This window comes from uncultured Friedmanniella sp. (assembly GCF_964244005.1).
Lineage (GTDB): Bacteria > Actinomycetota > Actinomycetes > Propionibacteriales > Propionibacteriaceae > Microlunatus.
This window is the reverse complement of record NZ_CAXTHG010000017.1, coordinates 68,573-94,447: the sequence shown is the minus strand read 5'-3', so window position 1 is coordinate 94,447 and position 25,875 is coordinate 68,573. Positions and strand designations below refer to the sequence as shown.

General features: G+C 69.3%; 24 protein-coding genes and 1 pseudogene. 16 read left to right on the top strand and 9 right to left on the bottom strand.

Going from position 1 to position 25,875, the window contains the following annotated elements; all coding sequences use genetic code 11:
• Both ACFE76_RS12470 and ACFE76_RS12465 read right to left on the bottom strand, forming a co-directional pair.
• The coding region (locus ACFE76_RS12470; protein ID WP_375432078.1) for a transposase at window positions 1-262 on the bottom strand (262 nt) is incomplete at its 3' end.
• A gap of 319 nt (window positions 263-581) precedes the next feature.
• On the bottom strand, window positions 582-1,109 hold the full coding sequence (locus ACFE76_RS12465) for an RHS repeat-associated core domain-containing protein (RefSeq protein WP_375432077.1): 528 nt from the start codon (window positions 1,107-1,109) through the stop codon (window positions 582-584).
• Here ACFE76_RS12465 and ACFE76_RS12460 point away from each other — a divergent pair.
• Window positions 1,020-1,592 carry a transposase gene (locus ACFE76_RS12460; RefSeq protein WP_375432084.1) on the top strand — a complete coding sequence of 191 codons (573 nt, stop codon included), beginning with the start codon at window positions 1,020-1,022 and terminating at the stop codon, window positions 1,590-1,592. The genes ACFE76_RS12465 and ACFE76_RS12460 overlap by 90 nt on opposite strands.
• Before the next feature lie 786 nt (window positions 1,593-2,378).
• Here ACFE76_RS12460 and ACFE76_RS12455 read toward each other — a convergent pair.
• Window positions 2,379-7,040 (bottom strand): DNRLRE domain-containing protein, encoded by a 4,662-nt coding sequence (locus ACFE76_RS12455; protein ID WP_375432076.1) that lies wholly within the window; start codon window positions 7,038-7,040, stop codon window positions 2,379-2,381.
• 561 nt (window positions 7,041-7,601) lie between these two features.
• Between ACFE76_RS12455 and mobC the strand changes: the two genes are divergently transcribed.
• The gene (gene mobC / locus ACFE76_RS12450) at window positions 7,602-7,967 is read left to right on the top strand and encodes a plasmid mobilization relaxosome protein MobC (RefSeq protein WP_375432075.1); all 366 of its coding nucleotides are present in this window, start codon (window positions 7,602-7,604) and stop codon (window positions 7,965-7,967) included.
• Between the two features lie 103 nt (window positions 7,968-8,070).
• On the opposite strand, the gene ACFE76_RS12445 is transcribed toward mobC, so the two are convergent.
• Window positions 8,071-8,478 (bottom strand): MarR family winged helix-turn-helix transcriptional regulator, encoded by a 408-nt coding sequence (locus tag ACFE76_RS12445; protein ID WP_375432074.1) that lies wholly within the window; start codon window positions 8,476-8,478, stop codon window positions 8,071-8,073.
• A gap of 204 nt (window positions 8,479-8,682) precedes the next feature.
• Between ACFE76_RS12445 and ACFE76_RS12440 the strand changes: the two genes are divergently transcribed.
• The 12 genes and pseudogenes from ACFE76_RS12440 to ACFE76_RS12385 all read left to right on the top strand — a co-directional run bounded on the left by ACFE76_RS12440 (window position 8,683) and on the right by ACFE76_RS12385 (window position 19,324).
• Window positions 8,683-9,285, top strand: a complete 603-nt coding sequence (locus ACFE76_RS12440; RefSeq protein WP_375432073.1) for a helix-turn-helix domain-containing protein — start codon at window positions 8,683-8,685, stop codon at window positions 9,283-9,285.
• The gene (locus tag ACFE76_RS12435; RefSeq protein WP_375432072.1) at window positions 9,278-9,997 is read left to right on the top strand and encodes a B3/4 domain-containing protein; all 720 of its coding nucleotides are present in this window, start codon (window positions 9,278-9,280) and stop codon (window positions 9,995-9,997) included. Before ACFE76_RS12440 ends, ACFE76_RS12435 begins: the two co-directional genes overlap by 8 nt.
• Before the next feature lie 795 nt (window positions 9,998-10,792).
• Window positions 10,793-11,683, top strand: a complete 891-nt coding sequence (locus tag ACFE76_RS12430) for a helix-turn-helix domain-containing protein (RefSeq protein ID WP_375432071.1) — start codon at window positions 10,793-10,795, stop codon at window positions 11,681-11,683.
• Between the two features lie 117 nt (window positions 11,684-11,800).
• A complete protein-coding gene (locus tag ACFE76_RS12425; RefSeq protein ID WP_375432070.1) occupies window positions 11,801-12,028 on the top strand; it encodes a hypothetical protein in 228 nt (75 codons plus the stop codon).
• A 130-nt stretch (window positions 12,029-12,158) separates the two neighbouring features.
• Entirely contained in the window at window positions 12,159-13,343 is a 1,185-nt protein-coding gene (locus ACFE76_RS12420; protein WP_375432069.1) for an MOSC domain-containing protein, read from the top strand.
• 94 nt (window positions 13,344-13,437) lie between these two features.
• Window positions 13,438-13,719 (top strand): hypothetical protein, encoded by a 282-nt coding sequence (locus ACFE76_RS12415; RefSeq protein WP_375432068.1) that lies wholly within the window; start codon window positions 13,438-13,440, stop codon window positions 13,717-13,719.
• The gene (locus tag ACFE76_RS12410) at window positions 13,716-14,399 is read left to right on the top strand and encodes an alpha/beta hydrolase fold domain-containing protein (protein WP_375432067.1); all 684 of its coding nucleotides are present in this window, start codon (window positions 13,716-13,718) and stop codon (window positions 14,397-14,399) included. Before ACFE76_RS12415 ends, ACFE76_RS12410 begins: the two co-directional genes overlap by 4 nt.
• A gap of 113 nt (window positions 14,400-14,512) precedes the next feature.
• Window positions 14,513-15,045: pseudogene (locus ACFE76_RS12405) on the top strand (serine hydrolase domain-containing protein).
• 84 nt (window positions 15,046-15,129) lie between these two features.
• Complete coding sequence (locus tag ACFE76_RS12400) at window positions 15,130-15,918, top strand: carboxymuconolactone decarboxylase family protein (RefSeq protein ID WP_375432066.1); 789 nt, start codon at window positions 15,130-15,132, stop codon at window positions 15,916-15,918.
• 396 nt (window positions 15,919-16,314) lie between these two features.
• The gene (locus ACFE76_RS12395) at window positions 16,315-17,544 is read left to right on the top strand and encodes an FAD-dependent monooxygenase (RefSeq protein ID WP_375432065.1); all 1,230 of its coding nucleotides are present in this window, start codon (window positions 16,315-16,317) and stop codon (window positions 17,542-17,544) included.
• Window positions 17,545-17,546: 2 nt separating this feature from the next.
• Entirely contained in the window at window positions 17,547-18,770 is a 1,224-nt protein-coding gene (locus tag ACFE76_RS12390) for a sugar MFS transporter (protein WP_375432083.1), read from the top strand.
• Window positions 18,771-19,045: 275 nt separating this feature from the next.
• The gene (locus ACFE76_RS12385; RefSeq protein ID WP_375432064.1) at window positions 19,046-19,324 is read left to right on the top strand and encodes a hypothetical protein; all 279 of its coding nucleotides are present in this window, start codon (window positions 19,046-19,048) and stop codon (window positions 19,322-19,324) included.
• A gap of 148 nt (window positions 19,325-19,472) precedes the next feature.
• On the opposite strand, the gene ACFE76_RS12380 is transcribed toward ACFE76_RS12385, so the two are convergent.
• The 4 genes from ACFE76_RS12380 to ACFE76_RS12365 all read right to left on the bottom strand — a co-directional run bounded on the left by ACFE76_RS12380 (window position 19,473) and on the right by ACFE76_RS12365 (window position 23,959).
• Window positions 19,473-20,840 (bottom strand): heme-binding protein, encoded by a 1,368-nt coding sequence (locus ACFE76_RS12380; protein WP_375432063.1) that lies wholly within the window; start codon window positions 20,838-20,840, stop codon window positions 19,473-19,475.
• 53 nt (window positions 20,841-20,893) lie between these two features.
• Window positions 20,894-22,294 (bottom strand): threonine/serine exporter ThrE family protein, encoded by a 1,401-nt coding sequence (locus tag ACFE76_RS12375; RefSeq protein ID WP_375432062.1) that lies wholly within the window; start codon window positions 22,292-22,294, stop codon window positions 20,894-20,896.
• Between the two features lie 205 nt (window positions 22,295-22,499).
• Entirely contained in the window at window positions 22,500-22,631 is a 132-nt protein-coding gene (locus ACFE76_RS12370) for a hypothetical protein (RefSeq protein ID WP_375432061.1), read from the bottom strand.
• Window positions 22,628-23,959: an MFS transporter gene (locus tag ACFE76_RS12365; RefSeq protein ID WP_375432060.1), complete on the bottom strand. Its 1,332-nt coding sequence runs from the start codon at window positions 23,957-23,959 to the stop codon at window positions 22,628-22,630. Before ACFE76_RS12365 ends, ACFE76_RS12370 begins: the two co-directional genes overlap by 4 nt.
• 371 nt (window positions 23,960-24,330) lie before the next feature.
• Between ACFE76_RS12365 and ACFE76_RS12360 the strand changes: the two genes are divergently transcribed.
• On the top strand, window positions 24,331-24,453 hold the full coding sequence (locus ACFE76_RS12360) for a hypothetical protein (RefSeq protein WP_375432059.1): 123 nt from the start codon (window positions 24,331-24,333) through the stop codon (window positions 24,451-24,453).
• Window positions 24,454-24,567: 114 nt separating this feature from the next.
• Window positions 24,568-25,413, top strand: coding sequence for a hypothetical protein (locus ACFE76_RS12355; RefSeq protein WP_375432058.1), 846 nt, complete (start codon window positions 24,568-24,570; stop codon window positions 25,411-25,413).
• Between the two features lie 19 nt (window positions 25,414-25,432).
• On the opposite strand, the gene ACFE76_RS12350 is transcribed toward ACFE76_RS12355, so the two are convergent.
• Window positions 25,433-25,858, bottom strand: coding sequence for a carboxymuconolactone decarboxylase family protein (locus tag ACFE76_RS12350; protein WP_375432057.1), 426 nt, complete (start codon window positions 25,856-25,858; stop codon window positions 25,433-25,435).
• Window positions 25,859-25,875: the final 17 nt, after the last annotated feature.

The following is a 25,875-nucleotide window of genomic DNA, read 5'->3' as shown; positions in this document are numbered from 1 at the left end:
TCGCTTTTCCCAGGAACTCGTTCTCCATCCGCAGCTCACGCACCTGACGTTCCAGTTCTTTGAGCCTTGCCCGTTCGCTGAGCGTCAACACTGGCTGCTCGCCGGCGTGCTCGACCCGCCAGGCGTTGACCCAGTTCCCCAGCGTCTGAGCCACCATCCCGTTCTCTCGGGCCACGTCCGCGATGGGGCGAGACTTGTCGATCACCTCCCGGACAGCCGCCGCTTTGAACTCGGGAGAGAACTTTCCACGCTTTTCAGGCAAATACGTTTCCAATCTGTTAGGCCCCAATCTTACTTGGGGGCCACTGTCCGGGAAACTTAGAGCACCTCAGGGACCTCTGGCGCAGCGAAGGTGATGGTCCTGCGCGTTGCAAGCTCGACCGAATCCAACTGGCTTCTACCTAAATATCGCTAGAGCGCCCAGGAATACAAAAGCCAGTAGGATTCCGCCTAGAACGTAGGTCGAGTTACGCTTTGATACCGCCGTAGTTGTTTCCCTCGAATTTAAGAGTACGACCACCAATCCAGCAAGTAGTAGTAGTAGCATCGCTACCCACAAGTATGTTGGCAAGACTCACCGCCTAGCACTCGGAATTCTCGTTGCCGAATAGACATATTGTCCCCACTTCGAAGGCAGCTACTCCTGTGATGATGGATGCCGCGCCAAGAGGTGCCGCTGCACCACCAGTCGCGACTGTGGCAGCAATCCCGAATATCAGACTAGCGGTACCGAAAGCATAGGCAAATAGTGCTCCTGCCTTCGCACCTTCGCCACTCAGGTCGGTTCGGTTGATGGGGTCGCCGGCGGTGTAGGTGTAGCTGTTGTACTTTTCGGGGCGGGTGATGTTGCCGGCGATGCTGTCGGCTGAGGTGAAGTGGCCGGCGGCGTCGTAGTAGCGGGCGCCGAACTTGTAGTAGCCGTCGATGGGGTCTTGGTAGCCGCCGGTGTAGCGCCACGGGTTGTTGGCGGCGGCGGTGGCGCTGGTGGTGATCGACCCTCGGCGCCCTACGCCTCCGGGATCCGCACGGCCCTGCCGCAGGCGTGGATCGCGGTCGACAAGTGGCAGCTGGTCGCCCTGGCGAACCAGATAGTGACCGAGGTCCGCCAACGTGTCACCCGCGACCAGCTCGGCCGCCGCGGCACGAGTCGTGACCCGGTCTGGGTGAACCGCCGGCTGTTGCTGACCGGAGCCGAGCACCTCTCGACCAAGCAGTGGCGCCGGCTGACCGCGATGCTCGACCGCGCCGACCCGACCGAGGAGATCGGCGCCGCCTGCGTCAAGGAACACCTTCGCCTGCTGCTCGCCGAGTCCGAGCCGTCCAAGATCCGCTGGCGTCTGGCCGACTTCTACGACGCCGCCCTCGACGCCGCCATGCCCGAGACCACCCGGCTCCCCACGACGATCCAAACCTGGTGGCCAGCCATCCTGGTGGCCCTCACCGAGCAGATCGCCAACGCCCGCACCGGAGGGTTCAACCGCATCATCAAGCAGGCCAAGGGAGTCGGCTGCAGCTACCGCAACCTCGACAACTACCAACGTCGTATTCTCAGCCAAATCGCGGTCACCCGACCGTTGAGATCAGCAGCATGAACGGGCCCACCCCTCTCAGGTTCGGAGAGCCACGAAACTATTCCTTCCTATTCAAAAAGCAGTCGTTACTGCAAGGATTAGCTCGATCACTGATCCCCCGATAATCATCAGGGCTAGTATCACATAGGCAAGGGGGAGCAATCTTTCTCGTTTTGCCGGGAGCTGCCTAACGTTTGCGATTAGTAGCAGGGATTCCGAAGATTAGGAGTGCGCTGAAAAAGACTGTCACGACGCTCAATGTGGCCATCTGATACGCCCTTCTCGATACTCGCTGGCTGCGTGGACGCCTACCTACCCTCCTATCGCTCCGCCTATGAAAGCGTCACGGGCTTGGTCGTCATTTCCTCCAGCAGCGTAAGCACCAAGTGCGCCTCCAGCACCGCTGAAGAAACTGGTGCCTACGACCGCAAATCCAACGCAAACAGGAAGGCCGAGACCGGCGGTCGACGCCGCGCTGACACGAGGGCGGCGCATCAGCGCCTGCGAATACTCCGAACGATGAGGCCTGCGCCAACGACTAAACCGCCCACGATGATGACTATAATTCCCGCCATTTCAGCTATGCTGGGCGACCGACCAAACAAGATTGGGATTACCAATGCGACTGCCAAGATAAGTATCACGGTAAATACTAGTACTCGAGCAGTTGGCTGCACTGTCTTACCTCTAGTCATGTTCATCCTCACTTGTCCGAGCAGGAAGTCTCTAGCGCGCGTCCGCCTTCTCCTCCGACGCGCCACCCTCCTAACCAAAGGTGCTTTCGGCTGGGCCGTCCTAATTCTGGGGTCACTGAGCTGCGGCTGCCCGAGCTCCCTTGGCAACAAGCCCGCCTACCGGGCCACCAATAGCGCCGAAGAAGAGTCCAGTGATTGCGCTGTTGCGCGCCGCTCCCTGAGCTTCCGCGGTCGATCCTCCGCCGATTCGTGTTCCGGCGTAAGCACCTCCAGCGCTCAAGGCTGATCCCAAGATCGCCCCTCCAATGACACACCCCACGCCAATTGAAGCTGCGCAAATAGTTACGCCTGCGATCGCACCAGCCGCAACCGCGCCAGCGTTTGAGCCGAAGTCGCCGCCGAGGTTTGTTCCACTTAGGTCGGTGTTGTTGATGGGGTCGCCGGCGGTGTAGGTGTAGCTGTTGTACTTTTCGGGGCGGGTGATGTTGCCGGCGATGCTGTCGGCTGAGGTGAAGTGGCCGGCGGCGTCGTAGTAGCGGGCGCCGAACTTGTAGTAGCCGTCGATGGGGTCTTGGTAGCCGCCGGTGTAGCGCCACGGGTTGTTGGCGGCGGCGGTGGCGCTGGTGCCGGCGGTGGCGGTGGTTTTGCCGTAGGGATCGTAGGTGTAGGAGCCGGCTTTGGCGCCGTTGGTGTCGATCAGGGCCATGGTGGAGCCGAGGCGGTCGAGAAGGTAGAAGTAGGTGCCGCCGTAGCCGTGTTCGTTGAGGATCTGGCCGTTGTTGTCGCGGGTGTAGAAGGTGGTGCCGTAGCTGGTGGTGCGGGCGGTGGTGCCGAGCTTCCCGCCGCCGGCGAAGGTGTCGTTGCCGGCGCTGAGTCGGATGTTGTTGCCTTGGTCGAGGTAGGTCATGGCGACCGGTCCGGCACCCGATGGTGAGCTGATCTGGTCGACCTGGCCTTGGGCGTTGTAGGAGATGGGGCCGGTGGAAGTACCCAAGTTGTTGCCAGCCTTGTCGGAGGTGTAAGTCGTGTCACCGCTGGGGGTCGTGGCGCAGGTCAGGGCCATCGCGGCAGCGGCGCTGTCGTTGGGGCCGGACCAGCACAGCTGGTCGTTCTCGTTGTAGCCGTAGTAGGTGGTGGTCGACCCGGCTTTCGCGGAGCGGATGTTGCCGTCGTCGTCGTAGGTGTAGCTGTAGGTCGTTCCGGAGGTGGGGGTGGCGTCCTTCACCTGGTCGTCGTCGTTGTAGTGGTAGACGGTATCGACGCCGCCGGTGGTGACCTTGTGCAGGCGGCTGTCCTCGTCGGTGCCGTCGTTGTAGTCGTAGGTGTAGGACGGAAGGCTGGTGCCCCCGGCGGGATTGATGGTCTTGACCTTGCCGCTCTTGGTGTAGCTGTAGCCGATCGACACCCCGGTGACCGGCAGCTCGAGCTTGGTGGGGCGGCCGTCGTTGTTGTAGGTGTAGTTGAAGGTGCCGGTGGCGTCGGTGACGGTCTGCAGCTGGTTCGCGGCGTCGTAGCTGTAGGTGACGGTGTCGGTCGCGGTTCCGGGCACGGTCTGAGCGTAGGTGGTGAGGTTCCCGGCACCGTCGAAGGTGGAGCTGATGACGAGGCCGGAGGGCTGGGTCTGGCTGGTCTGCCGGTTCAGCCAGTCGTAGCCGAAGCTGGTGGTGCCGTTCCGGTCGACCCTGCTGGTCAGGTTGCCTTCGTTGTCGAACGTGTAGGTGATGCAGCTGCCGGCGCTGTAGGTGCAGGTGGTGGCGCTGTCGGTGAGGACCTGGGTGATGCGGTCGTTCTTGTCGTAGGTGTAGGTGGTGGTCTTGCTGTTGCCGTCGGTGGTGGAGGCGACCCGGCTGTAGCTGTCGTAGGTGTAGGTGGTGCAGCCGGTCCGGTCGGTGGTGCAGGAGGAGTTGCCGCCGGGCTTGACGACCTTGGACAGCTCGCCGGCGTTCGGCTCGGTCGAGAAGTAGAAGTACTGGGTCTTGTCGGACGGGGTCAGCGACGACGAGCTGGCCGCTTCGGGGCCGTAGGCGCTGGAGGGGGTGCCGTCGTTGTTGTAGCTGACGTGGCTGTGCTTGCCGCTGGTCGAGCCGGAGCAGGTGCCGTTGCTGCTGGTGCCGGCCATCCCGGTGTAGGAGTCGGTGAGGTTCCCGCGGCTGTCGTAGGAGCTCGACGAGCACGATGACGCCGTGGTTGCGGTGCTGGTCGGCAAGAATTTGCCTCCGGCGACCGAGCCGTTCGAGGTCGGGTAGTCGAAGGAGGTGCTGCCGGCGGTGTCGCCGCTGGTGTCCTTCGGCTGGGTGGCCTTGGTCAGGGTGTTGTTGGTGTTGTAGGTGAAGACGGTCGACCCGTCGGTGGTGCCCTCGTTCGACTGGCCGGTGCCGGTCGAGGAGTCCATGTTCGGGGTGAAGCTGGTCGAGCGGCGGTGACCGAGACCGTCGACGGTGCGGAACTTGGCCGAGTTGTCGGTCTGCTTGTTCGGGTCGGTCGGGTTGGGGTTGGTCTCCCGGTTCTTGTAGCAGTACTTGGTGGCTCCGCCTTGGGGGTCGGACACGTTGGTGACGGTGGTGAAGGAGTCCCAGTTGTCGTCGGTGTTGCACGCGTCCTGGGCGTCGCTGAGGTCGGCGTTGATGTCCCAGGTGAACCGCTTCGTGTTTCCGGAGCTGTCGATCTGGTAGTCGGTCTGGGTGACCTGGCCGTTGCTGTAGGTGAGGGTCGTCGTGGGCTGCTTCCCGTCGGGCCGGACCGCTGCCTGGATGCTGGTGAGCAAGTCGTTGGTGTAGCCGTAGTCAGTTCGGGCGCCGGTCGGGTCGACGTAGTAGTCGAGGTGGTTGGCCGAGTTGTAGTGGTAGGTCCAAGTCCGCGGGCTGGAGCTGTAGGCGGACCGCTCGGTGATCGAGCTGATGTAGCCGTTGGTGCCACGGTTGATGTCGACGGTCCGGCCGTGGGTGTCGGTGATCGAGGTCAGCTTCTTGTTGGTGTAGTTGTAGTTGATGGTGTTGTTGTTCCGGTCGACGGTCTTGGTCAGCAGCCGGTCGCAGGTGTTGCAGCCGAAGTTGTCGAAGTAGTACTTCTCCTGCGTCTGGTGGAAGGTCATCTTCATGATGCCGCTGCCGTTGTCGTGCATGTCGACGTTGGAGCCGCCGAAGTTCGGGGTGTGGAAGTCGTCGGTGGTCAGGTTGTCGGGGTTGGGGCTGGGCAGGTCGCTGTAGCGGACGAACCGGCCGTACTGGGTGCGGCCGGGGGCGATGTAGTCGAACCAGGAGCTGCCGCGCTTGAGGTACACGTCGGGGCCGACCGACATCGACCAGCCGGGCCCGAACTGGCTGTCCTCGCCGCTGATCAGGCTGTTGTAGAAGCGGTCGATGTTCAGGTCGAGGCCGCGGCCGTTGAGGTGCACGTCGGAGGCTTTGAGGACGGCGTTGCCGTTGCGGGCGTTGATCGACAGCTGGCTGCGGTCGTTCAGCTTGTGGTCGACCATCTTGTAGCTGGACTGGATGCCGAGCTCGTCACGGTAGGTGACCGACAGCTTCGGCACCCCCGTAGTGCCCTCGCAGTGACCGGTTCCCGACGGGGCGGCTTCCTCGGAGCAGAACCGCTTCTGCTGGTTGGCGTCGGTCTCGTCGCCGGCGCGGAGCTCCATCGCGTACTGGGGCTCCTCACCCGTCACCCACGCCGACACCTGCTTGCCGACATCGAGCGTGACGTAGCCGTTCGGGGAGCTCGAGCAACCAGCCCCGCCGGTGTTGAACGTCGACGTCGATGCCCACGCGGGGTCCAAATCGACGGCAACCAGGTTGGCATTCGGGTTGGAGAGGCTGAGGGTTGGGTGGACCTCGGTGGGCTGTCCGGAGCAGCTGGACGCCTCGTACTGGTACAGCGACATGGTGGCGCCGGTGACCGCCTTGCCGGTGAACGGGCCGGTCACCCAGTTGAGGTAGGTGCGGACCTTGTTGGTCCCGGAGGCGCCGACCCGCAGGTAGTAGTCGTTGGCGTGGAGAACCGTGTTGCCCGGGTAGTACCAGGTGTCGCTGTTGTTGGTTGTGACCACGGTCGGGTCCACCACCACCGGGTATTGCGTGGACGGGTCGGTCAGATACTTCATGGACGGCTTGAGGGTGAGCTCCCAGCCGGACTCATCCTTGGTCAGTGCCGCGTCCAGGGTGCTGACGTGGTCGGGGTCCTCCCCGCCGTCGCGGTGCGCGTCCCAGGCAATCAGGGGCCGGCTCGACGCAACGACGTTGCCGTCGGCATCGGTGAAGGTCAGGACGCCGTCTTCGAGCTTCGGCGTGAGACCGCCGGCCACCGTGAGCGGGAACCGGTACGTCGGCGCCGTTGCCGGTGCAGCACTGAGCACGACATTCTCGCTGAAGCCGTCGTCCATCGCTGACGCGGTCAGCACTGCCGTCGGCGACAACGCGTAGGTGGCGGTATCGCCCGTGACCACAGGAACAGGGAGGGCCGCTCCAAAACCCATCGTGATGTTGGCCGCGCCCGGGAGGTCCAGGTTCGCCACGTCTGCAGTCGCCAGCTTCGTATCGATCGACGCGGTCGCGCGGATCGACACCTTGCTGTTCGTCGCCTTCGGCGTCAACCGGCCCCGAGACAGCGCCAAGGTGGTATCGATCGACACCAGCGAGCCGTCAGCCGCTTTGGCTCGCGTCGGAGTCTGGGTGGTCTCGTCGGTGAACGAGCCGTCCGGGTTCGCGAACGTCGACTTCGCCAGCCCTTGCTGCCCGATGACCTCGACCCGCTGACCGGTCTGCTTCGCCTTCGCCACCGCAGCCCGTAGCTCCGACTCCGACCCGTGCTTGTCCGACCCCGGCGAAGGCGCAGGCGCCGGTGCTGCCGGCGGGGCCGCTGACGCCGGTGAGGGACAGAACGTCGCCAACACTGCCGCCGTCGCCGGCGAGGCGACCACAACCGAGCCGGCTCGGCGGAAGCTGGGGCGGTAACGACCAGACGAAGCGGACACAACGGCACCACTCCACGTAGGGGTGCGGACGCCGACGCGCCAGCAAAGGAAACCTATAAAAGAGTCCTGGCTGGCAACCGTGCCGAACGTCACAGAAAGGCAGGGACCAAAGTCCTTTGAAGAGTCCCGGCGAACAACGTTGTCGAGGACTGCGTCTCACTCGCCAGCCGTGCCGAGCAAGCTCTGAGTTTGATGTGTCGGCGCGGATGGTCGAGGTGACTCGGGTCAATCAAACCCAAGCCAAGACTTAAGCAAGTTAGGTGACAAGAGCCCCTATCGAGCCACACCTGTCACAAGGGCCCCGTTGGGGTCGCTGCGCTGGGCTGACAGGGCGGGAGGTGCGTGGTGACGGAGGAGCCGAGGACGGTGCGGCGCCAGGTCCGCCGGGTGGGCCAGCCGCGCGGGGTGCGGCATGTGGTGAAGGTGTCGGCCGAGCAGGAGGCGCGGCTGGTGGAGGTGGCAAACGCACAGGGCGTGACGGTGCCCCGGTTGCTGGTCGAGAGCGCTCTGTCCGGTGGCCCCGGGGAGGCCGCCGCCCGCCGGGCGGTGGCCGGTGAGCTGTTCGGGCTGCAGCGGGTCCTCGGGGCGATCGGGGTGAACCTCAACCAGCGGGCCCGTTCGGCCAACTCGACGGGCTACCTCGAGGAGTCGACGGCGGCCAGTCTGCAGCGGCTCGACCTGGTCGTCGCGCAGGTCGGGGAGTTCCTAGGCCGGGCTCGGGGCGTGGTGTGATCCCGCACATCGTGAAGGGCGGCGACATGCGCGGCCTGGTCGGCTACTGGTGGCGACTGACCTGATCAATGTTTGCCACTGAACATAACGCCGCCGTAGAACCTCACGGCGCGGGCGGCAACCCCTGCACGGTCTTCTCGGCGAGCCGGTGCAGCTGGTCCAGCTCGTCGTCGCTGAGGAGGTGGAACCGCCCGAGCATGAACGCGCGCTGGTCGGGCTCGAGCCGGTCGACCAGCTCGTCGCCCGCCTCGGCCAACCAGATCCGGTTGGCGGCGCCGTCGGCTTCGCGACGCAGCCAGCCCGCCGCCGTGAGCCTGGAGACCAGCAGGGACACGTTCCCGCCCGTGACCCCGAAACGCTCCCCGAGCTCGCGTTGCCGAGCGCCGGGCTGGGCTCGTACCGCCAGCAGCAGCTGGAACTGCGCAGGATTCAGGCCCTCCCGCGAGAGGACGGCCGCCGCGTCCCGCGTGGGTCGGTGCACCAGCATCGCGAGGAACCCGAACAGTCTCACGGCACCCGCTCGCGCTCGTTGCTCGCCCGTCCCACCCTCATCAGCGAACCGGGGCGCCAAGGAAGATCGACTGTGCACGTAAGCAGGTTTCTTCGACATAGCCACCTGGAAACCTGCTTCCGCGCACCGTCGATCCTTCCGGCTTGAACTGGTCGATCTTGTGAGCCTGACTTGTGCACCGACTAATGCACTATGCTGCACTCCATGGAGACGCCGGCCGCACTAACCCGACTGATCGGGGAACGGCTCCGGCAGGAGCGCCAGTCCCGGCAGTGGACGCTTGACCAGCTAGCGGGGGTGTCCGACGTCAGCCGGCGGATGTTGATCAACATCGAGCAAGGCACGGCGAACCCGAGCATCGCTCTGCTGCTCAAGCTGAGCGACGCGCTCGGCGTGGGGCTGTCGGCGTTGGTCGAGTCGCCGAGGGCGACGACGCTGAAGCTGACCCCCAGCGGTACGGGGCCGGTGCTCTGGTCCGGTGACGCGGGTGGTCGTGCTGTCCTCGTCGCCAGCACCACACCGCCCGACGTCCTCGAGCTGTGGGACTGGACGCTGGGCCCCGGTGACCGGCAGGTGAGCGAGGCCCACGCCGCCGGCACCCGCGAGCTGCTGCAGGTGCAGCAGGGCGCCGTCGTCGTCGAGGTCGCCGAGCAGATGGTCACGCTCCAGACCGGGGACGCGTTGTCCTTTCCCGGCGACCTGCCGCACGCGTACGGCAACCCGGCCGATGCGTCGGCCCGCTTCTCCCTCTCCGTCTACGAGCCCGCCGTCGGCTCCCCACCCCGAGGAAGAAATACTCATGCCTGACCTGAGGACCCTGCAGACCTTTCTGGCGCAGGCGGAGATCGACGAGGCCGTGTTCGCGCTGCGACCGGACTACCGCGCCCTGCTGCTGGCGGTCGACGGTCTCGAGCCCGGCCCGAGCGACGCCACCACCGAACGGCTGCTGGAGCAGGCGGAGACCGCCGCGCGCGAGGCGCTCATCGACCGGCCGGTGGAGGACCTACCGCACGTCGCCGCCTGGCGCGAGGCGTACCGTGCCTTCGGCGCCAAGCCCCAGCGCACCCGCAACAGCCTCGAGGCGTTGCTGCGCCGCACCGCGACCGGACTGCCGCGGGTCAACCGGCTCACCGACCTCTACAACGCCGTGTCCGTGCTGCACCAGGTTCCGCTCGGCGGGGAGGACCTCGACCGGTACGCCGGGTCGCCCCGGCTGGTCCGCGCCGCCGGCCAGGAGCCGTTCGACACCACGGCGGGCGGCGAGCCCGTCCTCGAGCGCCCCGATGCCGGCGAGGTCGTCTGGTGCGACGACGCCGGCGTCACCTGTCGCCGCTGGAACTGGCGACAGGCCGCCCGTACCCAGCTCACCGACGGGACGACCGCGGCGCTGTTCATCCTCGACGGCCTCGGGCCGCTCACCGACGGCGCGCTCACCGCCGCCGCCGACGACCTGGTCGGCCAGCTGAGCCGGTTCGGCCCCGACGTCCAGGTGGCGCGGCGGCTGTTGGGCCGGCCGTGACGGCCCGGATCCCCGCCGCCCGCCCCAGGTCGGCCAGTTCTGTCCCGCCATGAACGCTGACCGCCGGCGCGATCGTGTTCCTGGTGATCGCCCGGCCCCGCTGCGGTCGATCCGGCGGGTCGATCTGCCGGCTCTGATCGGACTCGGCGTGGTCAGCGGGCTCGTCACCATCTGCTCCCTCGCCGCCATCGAACCGATCCCGCTCGGACGGCCGTCGCTGTGGAGCTCCTGGGGCCGCTGACCGTGCCCGTGGCCGCCGCCACCGCGGCCGTGTTCGGAGTGCCCCAGGCCGTCGGTCACCTGACTCTGCAGGTGGTCGCGACGGCTGCGGGGCTCGCGCTGCTCTTCCCGGTCCTGCAGTACGCGCTCGATCTGCTCGCCCTGCGTCGGATGACCCCGACCGCCTTCGGCACCTTGATGGCTCTCGAACCAGCCATCGGTCTGGTGCTCGGCCTGGTCATCCCTCTCCCAGCACCCATCACCCCTCCAGCTCGCGGCCATCACCCTGGTCGTCCTGGCCGGCGCCGGAGCTCAACGCGGCGGTCGTCGCCCGGCGACCGCCGACCCGGCGCCGGACCCGCTCCTGCGCCCGCTCACCTCCGTGGAGCCACGATGATCATGAAGACCGAGCGGGGTCCGGCGATCCGGTCGAGGCCAAATGCCTGCTCGGCAAGGAAAAGCGGCTCTGGGCAGCTGCCGTCGCGGCCGGATCAGGGCCTTCAGTGCGCCTGCCCGGTCGTTGAGGGTACTGACAGGGCCTCCCGCCCAGGCGATGTACCTCCTACCGTGGGAACCATGGCCACCACGGACGCACGAGCGGAGATCCAGGACTTCCTGAGCTCCCGGCGGGCTCGGATCACCCCGGAGCAGGCGGGGCTGTCCGCGTACGGCGGCAACCGTCGGGTGCAGGGGCTGCGCCGAGAGGAGGTGGCCATGCTCGCCGGGGTCTCGGTCGACTACTACGTAAGGATGGAGCGGGGCAACCTGTCCGGCGCGTCCGACAGCGTCCTCGACGCGCTCGCCTCGGCCTTGCACCTCGACGACGCGGAGCGCGACCACCTCTTTGCGCTGGCCCGGGCTGCGGGCACGAGGGCCAGCCGGCACAGACGGCAGGCCCCGCCGGCGCTCAGCCCTGTCATCCAGCAGGTGCTGGACGCCATCACCGACGCGCCCGCGTGGGTCCGCAACGGTCGGCACGACATCATCGCGATCAACCAGCTCGGCCGGGCGCTCTACTCACCCGTGCTGGCCGACCCCCGCCGCCCGGCGAACACCACCCGCTTCGTCTATCTCGACCCGGCCGCCGAGCAGTTCTTCGTCGACTACGACCAGATCGCCCGCGACGCCGCCGCCATGCTGCGGCTCGAGGCCGGTCGTCACCCGCACGACCAGGCGCTGATCGAGCTCGTCGGCGAGCTCTCCACCAGGAGTGCTCTGTTCCGGCAGCGCTGGGCGTCCCAGGACGTCCGCTACCACCGCAGCGGACGCAAGCGGCTGCGGCATCCCGTCGTCGGCCAGCTCGACCTCGACTTCGTGTCCGCTGAGCTCTCCTCCGAGGCGGGCCTGCAGCTCAACGTCTATACCGCGGCCGCCGGCACGCCGACCGCCGACGGGCTGAAGCTGCTTGCCTCTTGGGCGGCGAGCCACGACGTGGTACCCGCCGAGCAGACCTCCCTCGGCCGCTGACCGGTCAAGCCCCTTGCGGCACACCCGCGGCACACACCCCGCGACCCGTCCCGGAAGGACCACCGGTGGAGCACAGCCGTGCCGGCCACACCGGTTCCCTGGCCGGGCTCGTGGTCCGTGCCTCCCGCAGCATCGGCCGGCTGGTCGTGGCGGAACCGCTGGCCCGGGGTCACCTGGTCCGCGCCCTGGTCCGCAGTCCGGCGCGAGCCCAGCAGCTTCCGGCGCCGGCGCCTGCTGACCGCCTTCGTGGTCACCGACCGTGAGGGCTCCGACCACCAGTCCGCCCAGGCGCACGACGGGAACCTCTGCTCCGAGGGGCTGGTCCCGGGCAGCAGCCGGCGGTAAACGATCGTGCGACCGGGCTGGTTCGACGGCAACGGGCCTGACCAGCAACGTCTGGTCGCCCTGCAGGGCGACACCCGCCGCGCCGGCAACTCCAGCGACGGGGTCGTCGCGTCGCAGCCAGATCGCCGAGGTGCCCGTGCCGAGCCTCACCTCACCGGAGGCGGTGGGCAAGACCTTTGAGCTGGTCGCCGAGACCGGACCCGCGACAGCCGACTTCGGGGCGTTCTTCGCTCGCCCGGAGCCCGACCGGCCGGACAGCCTGGACGGCGTCCGCGACGCCCACAACCTGCCGCTGGCCGCCGAGCCCGCCGGCGTGCGTGACGACCTCGACCGCGCGGCCCACCGACCGGCCGGCATCTCCTGTGCCACCAGCACCCGAGCCAGTTCCCGTAGGGTTACTGCTCCCAGACCACACCACCCGGAGCCGACAGTGATCCAGGTCGACCTGCCCGACGGACCGGCCAGCCCGCTCGTCCGCAGCCTCGCCTCCTGCCTGTCGTCGGTCACCGAAGTGCCGCTCGCCGAGCTCCCCGCGCTCGAGGACCTGTCGGTGACGCACGTGCTCGCGTCGTGGAAGAGCTGGCTCGCCGGCCGCGGCTACGGCATCCTCCCGATCGCCGAGCCTGGGTCGTTCCAGTGGGCCGGCTGGTGGATCGCCCTGGTCGACGGGCCCCGGGCCGACGGCGCTCACCAGACCGCCGTGCTGGCCTTCGGGACGCCGCCCGGCGTCGTTCTCAGCCCCCAGGACCCCGCCCTGCTCGGCCGCGCGACCGCCGACCTCGCCATTCACAGCGCCTACGCCGTCGCCTCGCTCGACCCCGTCGTCACAGCAGTGCCGGCCGGCCCGCGACTGACGGGCGTCGTCGAGCTGCTCGCGGTGGCCCCGCTCGCTGAGGTCCCCATGCAGGTGGTCCCGCACGCTCGCGCCCTCCGTGGTCGTGGCTTGGCGGGCGACCGCTACGCCACCAGCGCCGGCACCTTCAGCCCCCGCGGCGCTCACCGGCCCGGGTACGAGCTGACCCTGATCGCCGCGGAGGTGGTCGAGGAGCTCACGACCCGCGACGCCGCCCTCGACTTCGCCAGCACCCGGCGCAACGTCTTGACCCGCGGCATCGACGTCAACGCACTCGTCGGACGCGACTTCCGCATCGGCGACATCCGTTGTCGCGGCCTGCGTCTCGCCGAACCCTGCGCCCACCTCGAACGGCTGCACGGACCCGGGCTGCTCCGACCGCTCATCCACCGTGGTGGGCTTCGCGTCGACATCCTCAGCGACGGCGACATCGCCGCCGGCAGCCCGATCACCACCGACTGACCCAACCGGGCCCAGCCGGGGGACCCCGCATGGTCATGTCCAGCCCTGATGCACACTCAGAGCGCCGACTATCGCCCACGTCCTGGAGGCAACGATGCCCACCACCCGTCCGCCGTTCGATCCCGAGCTGGCGGAAGTCCTCACCGTGCTGGCCGAGCAGCTACCGCCCAGCATCACCCCTGAGATGATCGAACCGATGCGGGCTGCCAGCGTCACGCCACCGATCGCGGACATCCTCGCCGCACGGCCCGACATCACCCACCGGGAAGAGACGGTTCCCGGCTACCAGGGAGCCGACCTCGTGGTCTCGATCTTCTCGACCCGCGCGCAGACCCACCCGGGCCCGGGCTTCTTCCACACCACGGCGGCGGGATGATCATCGGCGACCGGTTCACCGGCGTCGAGGTCGTGCTGGACTGGGTCGAACGCCTCCAGGGCGTCTGCGTCAGCGTGGAGTACCGGCTTGCGCCCGAGTTCCCCGACCCGTACCCGGTCGAGGACTGCTACGCCGCCCTGCTCTGGACCGCCGAGCACGCGGCCGAGCTCGGCGTCGACCCGGACCGGCTGATCATCGTGGGCGCGAGCGCAGGCGGTGGGCTCGCCGCCGGTACCACCCTGCTGGCCCGGGACCGGCAGGGGCCAGCGCTCGCCGGCCAGGTGCTGATCTATCCCATGCTCGACGACCGCAACGACACCGTCTCCGCGCACCAGATCGACGGCGTCGGCGTCTGGGACCGCACCAGCAACGAGACCGGCTGGAGCGCCCTGCTCGGGGAACGTCGCGGTACCGCGGACGTCAGCATCTACGCCGCCCCCGCCCGCGCTACCGATCTGGCCGGGCTCCCGCCCGCCTTCGTCGACGTCGGTACCGCCGAGGTCTTCCGCGACGAGGACGTGGCCTACGCCAGCACCATCTGGGCTAGCGGGGGAGTCGCCGAGCTGCACGTCTGGCCCGGCGGTTTCCACGGCTTTGACCTGATGGCGCCGCAGGCCGTGCTCTCCCGGGCCATGACCGCCGCCCGAACCGCCTGGTTGACGCGGTTGCTCGACTCCTGAGCGCAGCAGAGGGTCCGAAAACGCCGGTGACGCCGTCCGCGGGTCGGCGTCACGTCACCGGGCATGGGAGTCGAGGCACTAGCGTCACGGGTCGACGAGCCGCGCAGGTACCGATGACCGTGGACACCAGGATGGCGACGGCGAGCGGGTCGAAGGGGTTCACCGCCGTCGTCGTGCACGCGCTCGCCGCCGACGGCACGTTGCCGCTGACCACGCCGGCGCGCGAGCTGCTGGGCCAGGACCTGCCCCCGACGACGACCGGGTCACCGTCGAGCACCTGCTGGCTCATCATCGCTCCGGCATCGGGGACTTCCTCGACGACGACAACCTCAGCAGCATCGACGAGTACGTCCTCGCCGTGCCGGTGCACACCCTGGTCACGACCACCGACTACCTGGCCGTCCTCGACGGGCACCCGCAGAGCTTCGCTCCCGATGAGCGGTTCGCCTACAACGGTGGCTTCGTCGTGCTGGCCCTGCTCGCGGAACGAGCCGCGGGGATCCCCTTCGTCGATCTGGTGCGCGAGCGGGTGACCAGCCCGGCCGGCATGGGCGACACCGACTATCTCCGCTCCGACGAGCACCCCGCCCGTACGGCGGTCGGCTACCTGGACGACGCTGGACCCTCGACGAACTTCCGGAGATGACTACTAGCCAGCCACGGGCCGGCACGACTATGGTCCGGCCGAAGGCGCCCCGATCTGGCGCGTCCATTACCGACAGGGGTGACCATGACCGCTGACCGACACGGCCCCGAAGCGTCCGCCCGCCAGGCCCACGCCGAAGCGACGTACGAACGGCTCTTCGGCCCCCGCGACACCAGCGTGCCTGAGCAGGACCCGGAGCTGATGGAGATCCTGCGCCGGTTCATCTTCGGCGACGTCTTCGACACCGGGGTCCTCGATGACCAGACCCGCGAGCTGATCACCGTGACCCTGCTCGCCTGCCTGCAGACCCTGCCGCAGCTGAAGGCGCACACGGCCGCCGCCCTGCGCGTCGGTGTGACGCCCGTCCAGATCCGTGAGGCCGTCTACCAGCTGGCTCCCTTCGTGGGCTTCCCCCGCACGCTCAACGCCGTCGCCACCATCAACGACGTGTTCGCCGACCACGACATCGAGCTGCCCCTGCCGGCGCAGGGCACGGTCGCGGACGCCGACCGGTACGCGTCCGGTCTCGCCGAGCAGCTGCCGCTCTACGGCAACGAGATCAAGGACGATCTCGCCGACCTGCCCGCGCCGTTCGGCCAGCTGCTGCCGCAGTTCCTCACCGCGTTCTGCTTCGGCGACTTCTACACCCGCGGCGGGCTGAGTCTGGCCCAGCGCGAGCTCCTCGTGCTCTGCGCCCTCGCCGCTCTCGGCGACACGGCGGCCCAGCTGGGCCCCCACGGTCGGGCCTGCCTTCAGGTCGGTAACTCCAAGACCGTGGTGGTCGCCGCCCTCGTCCACTGCTTCCCCTACATCGGGTTCCCGCGCGCCGTCGCTGCTGTCCGCGCGGTCAGGGACCTCGACGAAGCGGCCTGAGGGATCCAGCGGAAGGGATGTTGCGACATGGTGCCGCGTAGTCGCGGCAGCATGTCGCAACGTCTTTGCGTGCGCCGTCGCTGCGACGAACGCCTCACTCGGCTAGATGGATCTGGCCGTACATCGACTGGTGAGGGTTTGTTGGGTCGGGTCGGGTCGGGTCGGCGTTCGCGGTCAGGACCCGACTCTGCTCGACACGCTGACGATCCGGGCGTTCGACGGCTCGCGCAGCAGCGGCGGCAACGCCTACCTCCCGCGAACCAGGTCGCTCGATCCGACGAGCACGGTGACGCCGCTCTTCGGTACCAAACAAATGTCGAGACCGCACCGACGTAGGGTCGGGGAACTGCGCCTGACCCTGTCACGCCGTACGCACCCCCGCCTGAAGGGCCACCCATGAGTCGACCGTCCATCCTGATCGCCGGCGCGAGCATCGCCGGGCCCGCCCTGGCGCTGTGGCTCACCCGGTACGGCTGGGACACCACCATCGTCGAACGCGCCCCCGCCTTCCGCACCGGTGGACAGAACATCGACATCCGGGGCGCCGCCCGGGAGGTGCTGCGCCGGGCCGGCCTCGAGGACGCCGTCCGGGCGGCGAACACCGGTGAGGTCGGCACCCGGTTCCTGGGGGCGGGCGGTGCCGTCGTGGCGGAGTTCCCCGTGCAGAAGTCCGAGACCGCCGGAGCGACCGCCGAGCTCGAGATCCTCCGCGGCGACCTGGCCCGGATCTTCGTCGACGCGGGGGACGGGCAGACCGAATACCTGTACGGCGACCGGATCGTGGCGCTCGACGACACCGGGACCGACGTCGTGGTCACCTTGGAGAGCGGGACCGAACGGCGTTTCGACGTCGTCGTCGCCGCGGACGGGATGCGCTCGTCCACCCGGGGACTCGTCTTCGCCGACGGCGTCTCCCTGCGTCCGCTCGGGATGGAGATGACCTACCTGACCATCCCCCGCACGGACGCCGACACGAGCTGGTGGAACTGGTACAACGAGCCCGGCGGCCTCGCCGTCACGCTGCGCCCCGACCGCCACGGCACCACTCGGGCCGTCCTGTCCTCGGTCATCTACGGCGACCGGGACGAGGCCGCGGGCGGGCGCCGGTCCCGGGACGAGCAGAAGGACCACTTGCGGCAGCAGTTCGCCCACGTCGGCTGGCAGGCACCGCGCGTCCTCGACGCCCTCGACGGCGCCGACGACATGTACTTCGAGACCATCGGCCAGGTGAAGGCCGAGCAATGGTCGCGGGGGCGGGTCGCGCTCACCGGCGACGCCGCCTGGTGCGCGTCCCCGGTCAGCGGCATGGGCACCAGCCTGTCCGTCGTCGGCGCGTACGTCCTGGCCGGCGAGCTGGCCGCCCACGTCGACCACCGCGACGCCTTCGCCGGCTACGAGCGGGTCATGCGTCCCTACGTCGACCAGGCCCAGCGGCTGCCGCCGGGTGTACCGCAGATCGCGAACCCGCGAACCCGGCTGGGCCTGGAGACCTTCCGGGTGGCTTTGCGGATCGCCTCCAGCCCCGTGGCCGGCAAGCTGAGCGGGCGGCTGTTCTCCCCGCCCGCCGACAAGATCGACCTCCCCGACTACGCCCACCTGGAGCAGGTGGCGAGCGGGCCCTGGTGACGATGTCCACCCGGGAGGCCCGCGCGATCGGGCGGTGGCGGAACGCGGTGATGACGGCGTTCGCGCTGGGCGGGCTTTCCGTCTCGACGTGGGGTCCGCGACTTCCCCAGCTGCGTGCCGACCTGGCGGTGGACAACGCGGCGATCGGACTGGTGCTGGCCAGTGTCACGGTCGGTTCGGTGGCCGGTCTGGCCTCGGCGACGGCGTTGTTGTCCTGGCTGGGTTCGCGGACCGGAATCCGCGCGATGCTGCTGCTGCTCGGCGCCGGGATCGGCATCCTGGGCGCCGGCGCCGGGATCGCTCACTCGGTGGGGGTGGCGACCGCCGGCTTCGTGCTGGTGGGGTTCGGGATCGGCGCGGTCGACGTGATGATCAACGTCGAGGGAGCCGCGGCGGAACGCGCCGCTGGCAAGAGGCTGATGCCGCTGATGCACGCAGCGTGGTCGGCCGGGGCGATCCTCGGGGCCGGAGTCGGAGCGGGATCCGCCGCCCTCGGGATCGGCGTGCCGTGGCAGTTCGGCGGCGAGGCGGTCCTGATCGTCGTGGCGGCGCTCGTGTCCGCCCGCTTCGTCCCCATCGGGACGCCGTCCGAACCCGCCGAGGCCCGTCCGCCCCTGTCGCAGCGACTCTCCCGCTGGTTCAAGGGGTGGGGTGACCGACGGCTGCTGCTCATCGGCCTGGTCATGTTGGCGGTGGAGCTGGGGGAGGGGACGGCGAACGGCTGGCTGACGCTGGCCGTCCGGGACGGCCACGGCCAGACCGATGCGGTCGCGGCCTTGTTCTTCGTCGCGTTCGCCGCCAGCGAGACGGTCGCCCGGGTGGCCGGCGGCCCGCTGGTGGACCGGATCGGCCGGCTGCGGGCGATCCAGGTCACGACCGTGCTCGGCGTGGCCGGACTGGCGGCCTTCATCCTCGCCGGCCCAGCCTGGTTGATCCTGCTCGGCACCGTGCTGTGGGCCGTCGGTGTGTCGATGGGGTTCCCGCTCGGCATGTCCGCCGCGGCGGACAGCGGCCCCAACCCGGCCGCCCGGGTCAGTGTCGTCTCTTCCTTCGGCCTGGTCGCCAACCTGGCCGGTCCGCCGGTGATCGGGTTCGCCTCGCAGGCGGCGGGCCTGCTGAACGCGCTCTGGCTGGTGGCTGCCCTCCTGGTGCTCGGCTTCGCCTCCGCCGGGGCCTTCCGGCCCCCGCGCCCCGTGTCGTCGACCGGCCAGGCCGAGCCGGGCTGACGCCGTCGGCGGCGACCGCCGACCGCCCTGGCTCACGCTGCCGCGGGAGTGGCGGGCGCCACCCGTGCTCACCCTCTAGCCTCAGTTCATGGCAGCGCGGCGTCCACACCCCGAGCCGTACGAGCCGCGACGCCGTTACGACGCTGGCGACGTCGACAGCGCGCCGGAGGCAGGACTACCAGGCGCGAGCATGACTCCGCTTGCCTGGTGGGAGTGGCCGTTTGTCGTTCTGCTTGCGCCGCTGCGGTGGGCGGGCCGGGCTGTCGAGGCACTGGATGGACGTGCGGTTGATCAGCGACAAGCTCACCCCGCGGGGTCGGGTCATCGAGGTGGACGTGACCGGGGCGGACACCTCGGCAACACCCGAGATCGTGGAGTACATCCGGAAGACCTGGGGGGCGTCCGCTACCGCTGACGTCTTCGGCGACGGCGAATACCCGCGCGACGGGGTGTCCACGTGGATGTTCACCTTCGTGGACGACGCGATCGACGATGGCCTCGAGCCGAGTGCGCCCGCAGGGCCGCCAACGGCACGCTCCAGCGAGCGATCCTGACGCGTAGTCGCGGCAGGATCGATCACTGGAGCCAGCGGGGTACTCGGGCGGCCACGTTGAGGTGGGCCGGCCGGTCGCGCTGAGCGCGTCGACCAGGGCGCGCCGGCCCGCAAGTCTCTGCTCGTCGGTGGTGGTGAGGTGTCTCCCGTCATGCTTCGACAGGTCGTAGGCCGTGCGGACGGAGGGCCCCCCTCAGCCGACCGGGTAGGCGACGAAGGCGAACCGGGTCGAGTCGGGCGACCAGCTGTTGACGTTCAGCGTCCCCTGACCGCCGAAGAGCGGGTAGCGCTGCAGTGGAGTCGACCAGTCGCTCGTCGACACGACGCGTACCTCCACGTCGAGGTCGGCGGGATGGCCCTGGGTGCCGGCCGGAAAGGCGAGATAGGTGGCATGGGCCGCGTCGGGGGACAGGTGCGGGAACCAGTCCACCGGTGTCGCTGACGACGAGCCTTTCGACGCGGCCGTCGGCGTCGCGGACGCGGGCGAGCTGCGCGTGGCCGGCGACGTGGGTGAAGGTCTCGGTGTTGAGATAGATCCACTGCCCGTCGGGCGACCACTCCGGTCCGTCCAGGTGGCCGGGCCCGACGTCGACGAGACTGACCGACCCGTCGGGGTGACGGATCGCGAGCCGGCCAGGTTCGCCGGGGCCGTCGAGCTGCACGTAGGCCAGCCGCTGCCCGTCGGGGGAGATGCCGTGCAGGAAGTGCCAGCTGTTGTCCTCGGGCGAGACGCGTTCGACGGCGCCGCCGGTCAGCGCACCCCGGTAGATGTGGGTGTCCATGGCCGACAGGTACACGTGCTCGCCGTCTGGGTCGAGGACGTGGTCGTTGTTCAGCGTGGGCAGGTCGACGTACGGGATCTCTCGCGGTCCACCGGAGGGGTCGGCCAGGTCGAGGGTGAACAGGAGGCCGTTGCCGTTGACGACCAGAGTGGTGCCGTCGAATGTCCAGTTCGGCGCCTCGAGCAGGATGGCGTCGGTCCCGAAGATCAGCTGGGGCGCGTCCAGGTCCGGCCCGCCGAGCCAGATCTGGGTCCGTTGGCCGGGCTGGAGGGACCGGGAGAGTGGCTGCAGGTCCTCGGTGGCGCTCGGGGACGCCGCGACCTGGAGGGTCTGCCGGGCCCGCTCGTGGTCGTCGAACGAGGAGAGGCCGGAGATGGCCAGCACGCCGACCTGGGTGCCGCGGACCCGGATGGGGACGGCCCCGCCGGTGGCCGCGTAGTCGGTCGCGGGCAGTCCGAACGCGGCGTAGAAACGTTCCGGGCCGGCCGCCGCGTAGGTCTCGCCGACCTCGTGGGAGGACCGGTCAAAGCGCCGTACCACCCGGATCTTGCGCATCGCCCAGTCGTCGTTGTCGGCGCTGGTCCCCGGCAGCGCAGCGTGGAAGACGCGTTGCTCCCCGAGGGTGATGGTGATGGTGACCGGCAGGTTCTCGGCCTGGCACTGCTCAACCAGCGCTCGACCGAGCCGCCAAGCGTCGGCGTGGCCGAAGCGCTCGAAGTCAGGCTCCTCGGGCATGCCCTCAGTATCGAACAGCGTGTCCAGCCGGTCGCCAGTAGCGTCTGAGCGGACTACCCGTGCCGCACCATGCGCCGCCGGACCGGCTGACCGATCAGCTCCGCGACGAGCACCGCCGCGGCGATGGCGAGACCGCGGGCGCCCGCCCCCACGAGGTTGGCGATCCCGTCGGCGGCTTCTCCGGTGACCAGCTGGAAGAGTCCGGTGTAGAGCATCAGGCCGGGCAGCAGGGAGACGATGGCCGGCACCACCACCATCATCGGCAGCGCCCGCTGCAGGTGGGCGAACAGGTAGCCGCTCAGCCCGATCACGAACGCCGCCAGCGGGTACGGCGCCAAGCCGGCCAGACCGGGCCGCTCGACCAGACCCAGCACCAGCATCCCGAGTCCGCCGGACACGGCGATGGCCGGCAGCAGCCGGTACGGGGCGTAGTAGGCGACGGCGGCCGCGAGCCCGGCGACCACGGCCGAGATCACCCGGCCGGGCAGCGCGTCCAGTCCGATACCGTCCGGGAGCACGGCCATGTCGACGCCGAGCGCCCGGCTCGGCGCCAGGCCGAGCGCGACGCCGCCGACCAGCCCACCGACGAGGACGAGCACCTCCAGCACGCGCGCCGACCCGGTGACGTAGTAGCCGCTCAGCGCGTCGCGGACACCGTTGATCAGGGTCCCGCCGGGCAGCAGGACGACGATGCTGCCCGCCACCACGAGGGCGGGAGTCTGGTGCACCCCGAGCGCCGTCGTGGTGGCCGCGGCCAGCGTCGCCACCAGGCCCCCGACGACGTTCAGGTAGAACGGCGGCACGCGCCGGATCGACAACCATCGCCCGACCAGGTCGATCATCATCGCGACCGTCGCGACGACCACCGCCGCGGACCAGCTGCCGCCGAGCTGGGCGACGATCGCTCCGGCGAAGACTCCCCGGGCGAACGTCACCACGTTCCGGCCGTACGGGTGCGGCCGTTCCTCGATGGCCGTCAACCGCTTGAACACCGTGTCGCGGTCGGTCTGGCCGGACGTCAGGTCCACCAGGAGCTCGTGCGTCGCCAGCAGACGTGCGTAGTCGTCGCTGCGCTGGTGGACCACACCGACCGAGGTCAGCGGGGTCTGCCGGGGGTCCGCCCGGACCGAGACCACGATGGAGGTGAAGGTGACGTCCACCTCGGGTCGCGGCAGACCCATCGCGAGCGCGGCCGCGCGCACCGACGCCTCGACGTCGTCGACCGAGGCCCCGCGCGCCAGCATGATCGCACCGACCCGTTGGGCGAAGTCGAACGACTGCTGTCGCTCCACGTCCACCGGCGTGGACAGCGGCTGCCGGACGTTCCACAGGTCGAGCGGCGGCGGACCCTCGACCGCCGAGGCATCCCCCTGGTCGGTCAAGACCCGGTCGACCCGGCGCCGAATCCGGCGCCACCGCTGCCTGCTGAAGGCCCTGCGCATCCGTGTGGTCACTTTTGTGGCGTAGTCGCCACAAAAGTGACCACACAATCCGAGGGAGACGTACGCGGGGGCACAGGGGCAGTCTGGCACCGACCCCCGGCAGTACGTCGTCCCCGGGCCAGACCACGGTGGCGTGGTGCTTACGACAGCGCGGTGATCCGTGCGCCGGAGTTCAGCACGATCCGGCGCGGGGTCGTCCGGCTTCCCTCGTGCCGGCTCACCACGGTGGCGGCAGCGGCCAGCAGGTCGGTCGGCTCGACGCCACCGTCAGTCCGACCGCTCCGTCCGCCAGCTGCAGCCCGGCGACCTCGAGCATCTCGGGGGTCTCGACCTGGGCGGGGATGCTCACGGCGTCAGCTCCGCGGCCGCGGCGGCCGTGGGTAAGGGCTGCGGGTCGGCCGGCGGGCCTGAGGAGGGGGAGGGTCCGGCAGCCCGGGTCGCCACCGAGAGCACCGCGGCGATCCCGCAGAGCGCGGCCCCGCCGATCCAGGCCCAGTAGTAGGAGCCGAAGGTGTCGCGGACGATGCCGGCGGCCAGGGCGGCGGTCGCAGCACCTAGCTGGTGGGCGGCGAATACCCAGCCGAAGACGATGGTGCCGCGCTCGCCGAAGAGGGTGCGGCACAGCGTGACCGTCGGGGGTACGGTCGCGACCCAGTCCAGGCCGTAGACCACGACGAAGACGACGATGCTGGGGTGGAGGCTCGCGCTGAGCAGCCAGGGCAGCACGAGCAGTCCGACGCCGCGGAAGGCGTAGTAGCCGAGCAGCAACAGCTGGGGCCGGATCCGGTCGGTCAGCCAGCCGGAGGCGATTGTGCCGGCGATGTCGAACACCCCGACCACGGCGAGCAGGCCCGCGGCGGTGGTGGTGGGCATCCCGTGGTCGTGGGCGGAGGGGATGAAGTGGATCCCGACCAGGCCGTTCGTCGTCGCACCGCAGATCCCGAAGGCGGCCGCCAGCGCCCAGAAGCTGCGGTGGTGAGCGGCCATGCCGAGGGCGCTCAGGGCGCGGGCGGCGGCGTTCCCGGTGGCCGGTGGGGTGGGTTGGACGGTGGTCCCGCCGTACGGGGCGAGCCCCAGGTCGGCGGGCTGGTCCCGCAGCAGCAGGATGACCAGGGGCACCACCGCCAGCGCCACGCCGGCGATCAGCAGCGACGCGCTGCGCCAACCGGTCGTCTCGGCCAGGTACGCGACGATCGGCAGGAAGATCAGCTGACCGGCCGCACCGCCTGCGGTGAGGATGCCGAGCACGAGCCCGCGGCGACGGACGAACCACCGGTTCGCGATCGTCGCGGCGAACACCAGCGCCATCGAGCCGGTGCCGAGCCCGATCAACAGGCCCCAGGTCAAGGTGAGCTGCCAGGCCTGCCGAGCCAGGGTCGACAACGCGGCGCCCGCCGCGATCAGCACCAGGGCGACGCTGACGACCCGGCGGACCCCGAAGCGGTCCATCAGGGCGGCCGCGAACGGCGCGGTCAGACCGTAGAGGACGAGGTTGACGCTGACGGCGGCGGACAGGGTGGTGGTCGACCAGCCGAGCTCGTCGTGCAGCGGCACCATCAGGGGACCGGGAGCGGCACGAAAGCCGGCCGCGCCGACCAGCGCCACGAACGCGACCCCGGCCACCACCCAGGCATAGTGCAGCCGGCGGCCCGGGATCGCGGTCGTGGTGCGGGTCATGCGCGGGGGCTCCTGCGGCGTGCGGACGGGGCTGAGACGATCATCTCGCGGCCGACCGAGGAGGCGATGGACGGTCTCGGTCAGTGGCCCGCCCACCGCTCGAGAAAGATCTGACCGACGATGTCGAGATCGGTCGCGCGGCTCCGTCCCGGGGGCGACACGGCCACCGTGGCCGCACCACCGAAGGGAACCGGTCACCGAGGCGATCCGGCTGACCCGGCAGCTGGCCTCGCTCACCGGGCCCAGGGAGGTCGGGCCCAAGGAGGTCGGACCCGAGGAGGTCGGATCAGCGGAGACGGCCGGCCCGAACGCGGCCCGACGGCAGCCTCGTCTCCCTGACCGAGCAGGACCGCAGCCGCTGGGACACCGCGTTGATCGCCGAGGGCGTCGAGGGCGTCGAGGTGCTGCAGGCGGCGCTGAACCGCGACCGGTTGGGTGAGTTCCAGGCCCAGGCCGCCATCGCTACCCTGCACGCCGACGCGCCACGGGGCTGAGCCTGCTGACCGGGCTGGCCTCGCTGCCGGGGAGAAACAGGTATCAGGGCTCAGACGCAGAGCTCCTCCATGCGTACCGTCCGTGTCCCGCTGGTCGTTCGATAGGAGTCGACGATGTTGCGCACCCTGGGTCTCCGTGTGCTCACCGGCCTGTTGGCCTCACTGCTCGCCCTTGCCGTCGTCGCGGCACCGGCGCAGGCCGGCCCGCGACCACCAGATCCCGAGAGGGCCAACCCGCCCGCCTCTGCTCGCCCGCGTACGTCCGCGGCATCCCCCGACGCCGCGCCGGCCGTCATCGACTCCGATCTCTACGCGTACGCCCAGACCCCGAGCTTCCGCACCTACTTCGTGGTGGCCGGCCACCTCAAGCTGAAGCTGAAGTCCGGGACCACGAACAGATACTCCGGGACGTTCGTCGACTACGTCGGCAACAAGTCCTCCAAGGCCACGGCGAACACCATCAACCCGGCGGCACCCAAGCTCTCCTTCACGAGCAGGAACGGGAAGTTCCTCTTCCAGATGGACGCCAACTTCGGCGGCACCTTCTACTCCGGTACCGGGCTGACGGTCCCGGCCACGCTCAAGACGCCGGCTGGCCAGGTGTCTGTCGCCGCGCAGCCACACGCGGTGCGGTCCGCCACCTACGACGTCGTCCTCAGCGAGCGCTCCGGCCCGGTCAGCAACCCGTTCGAGTACGTCGGCACGCTGACGCTGGTCTACGACGCCAACAGCCGGATCTCTGGCGGCCAGATCACCGTGACCGACAGCAAGGGACGCAACGTCACCCACTCGTTGCGGAACAGCGGCTTCTACAGCTCGACCTACTTCTACACGGTCGCGCAGGTCAACAAGACCTACTTCGGTCTGACAGCCACGGTCACGGGGACGAGCTTCAGCGGTTTCGGCTTCGCCGGCGGCGGCTCCACGACCAGCCAGTGGATCGTGAACGGCACGGCTTAGCGGCCCTCCCGCCCCGGGCTCACGGCGGCGTGACCTCGTCGACCATCCGTAGCCCGTTGAGCGGGCCGGGCAGCGGCAGCTCGATGCCGCGGGCAGTGAGCACGTCGTTGGTCGCGTGCAGGACGCCGAAGACCTTGGCCATCCCGACGTACGGGAGGGCGTGGTAGACGATCTCCTTCGCCTCGACCGGGGTGACGCCGGCGGTGGGCGCGGCCCCGAGCATCGTCTGGTACTCACTGACCGCCTGGCTGGCGATGATCCCTGCGAGCTGGACCATCAGCCGGGTCCGCAGGGTTCGGTGGTGGGCGGCGACGGCGTCGGACCGGTGGTGCGGCTTGGTCGGGCCGATGATGGGGGCGATGACGACCGGGTTGCGCAGACGGGAGGTTCGTGCGGGGGCGCGCCCTAGGAGGGTGGTGTCAAACGCCGACCTCCTGCGCGGCACCCGGGCACGCACGCTAC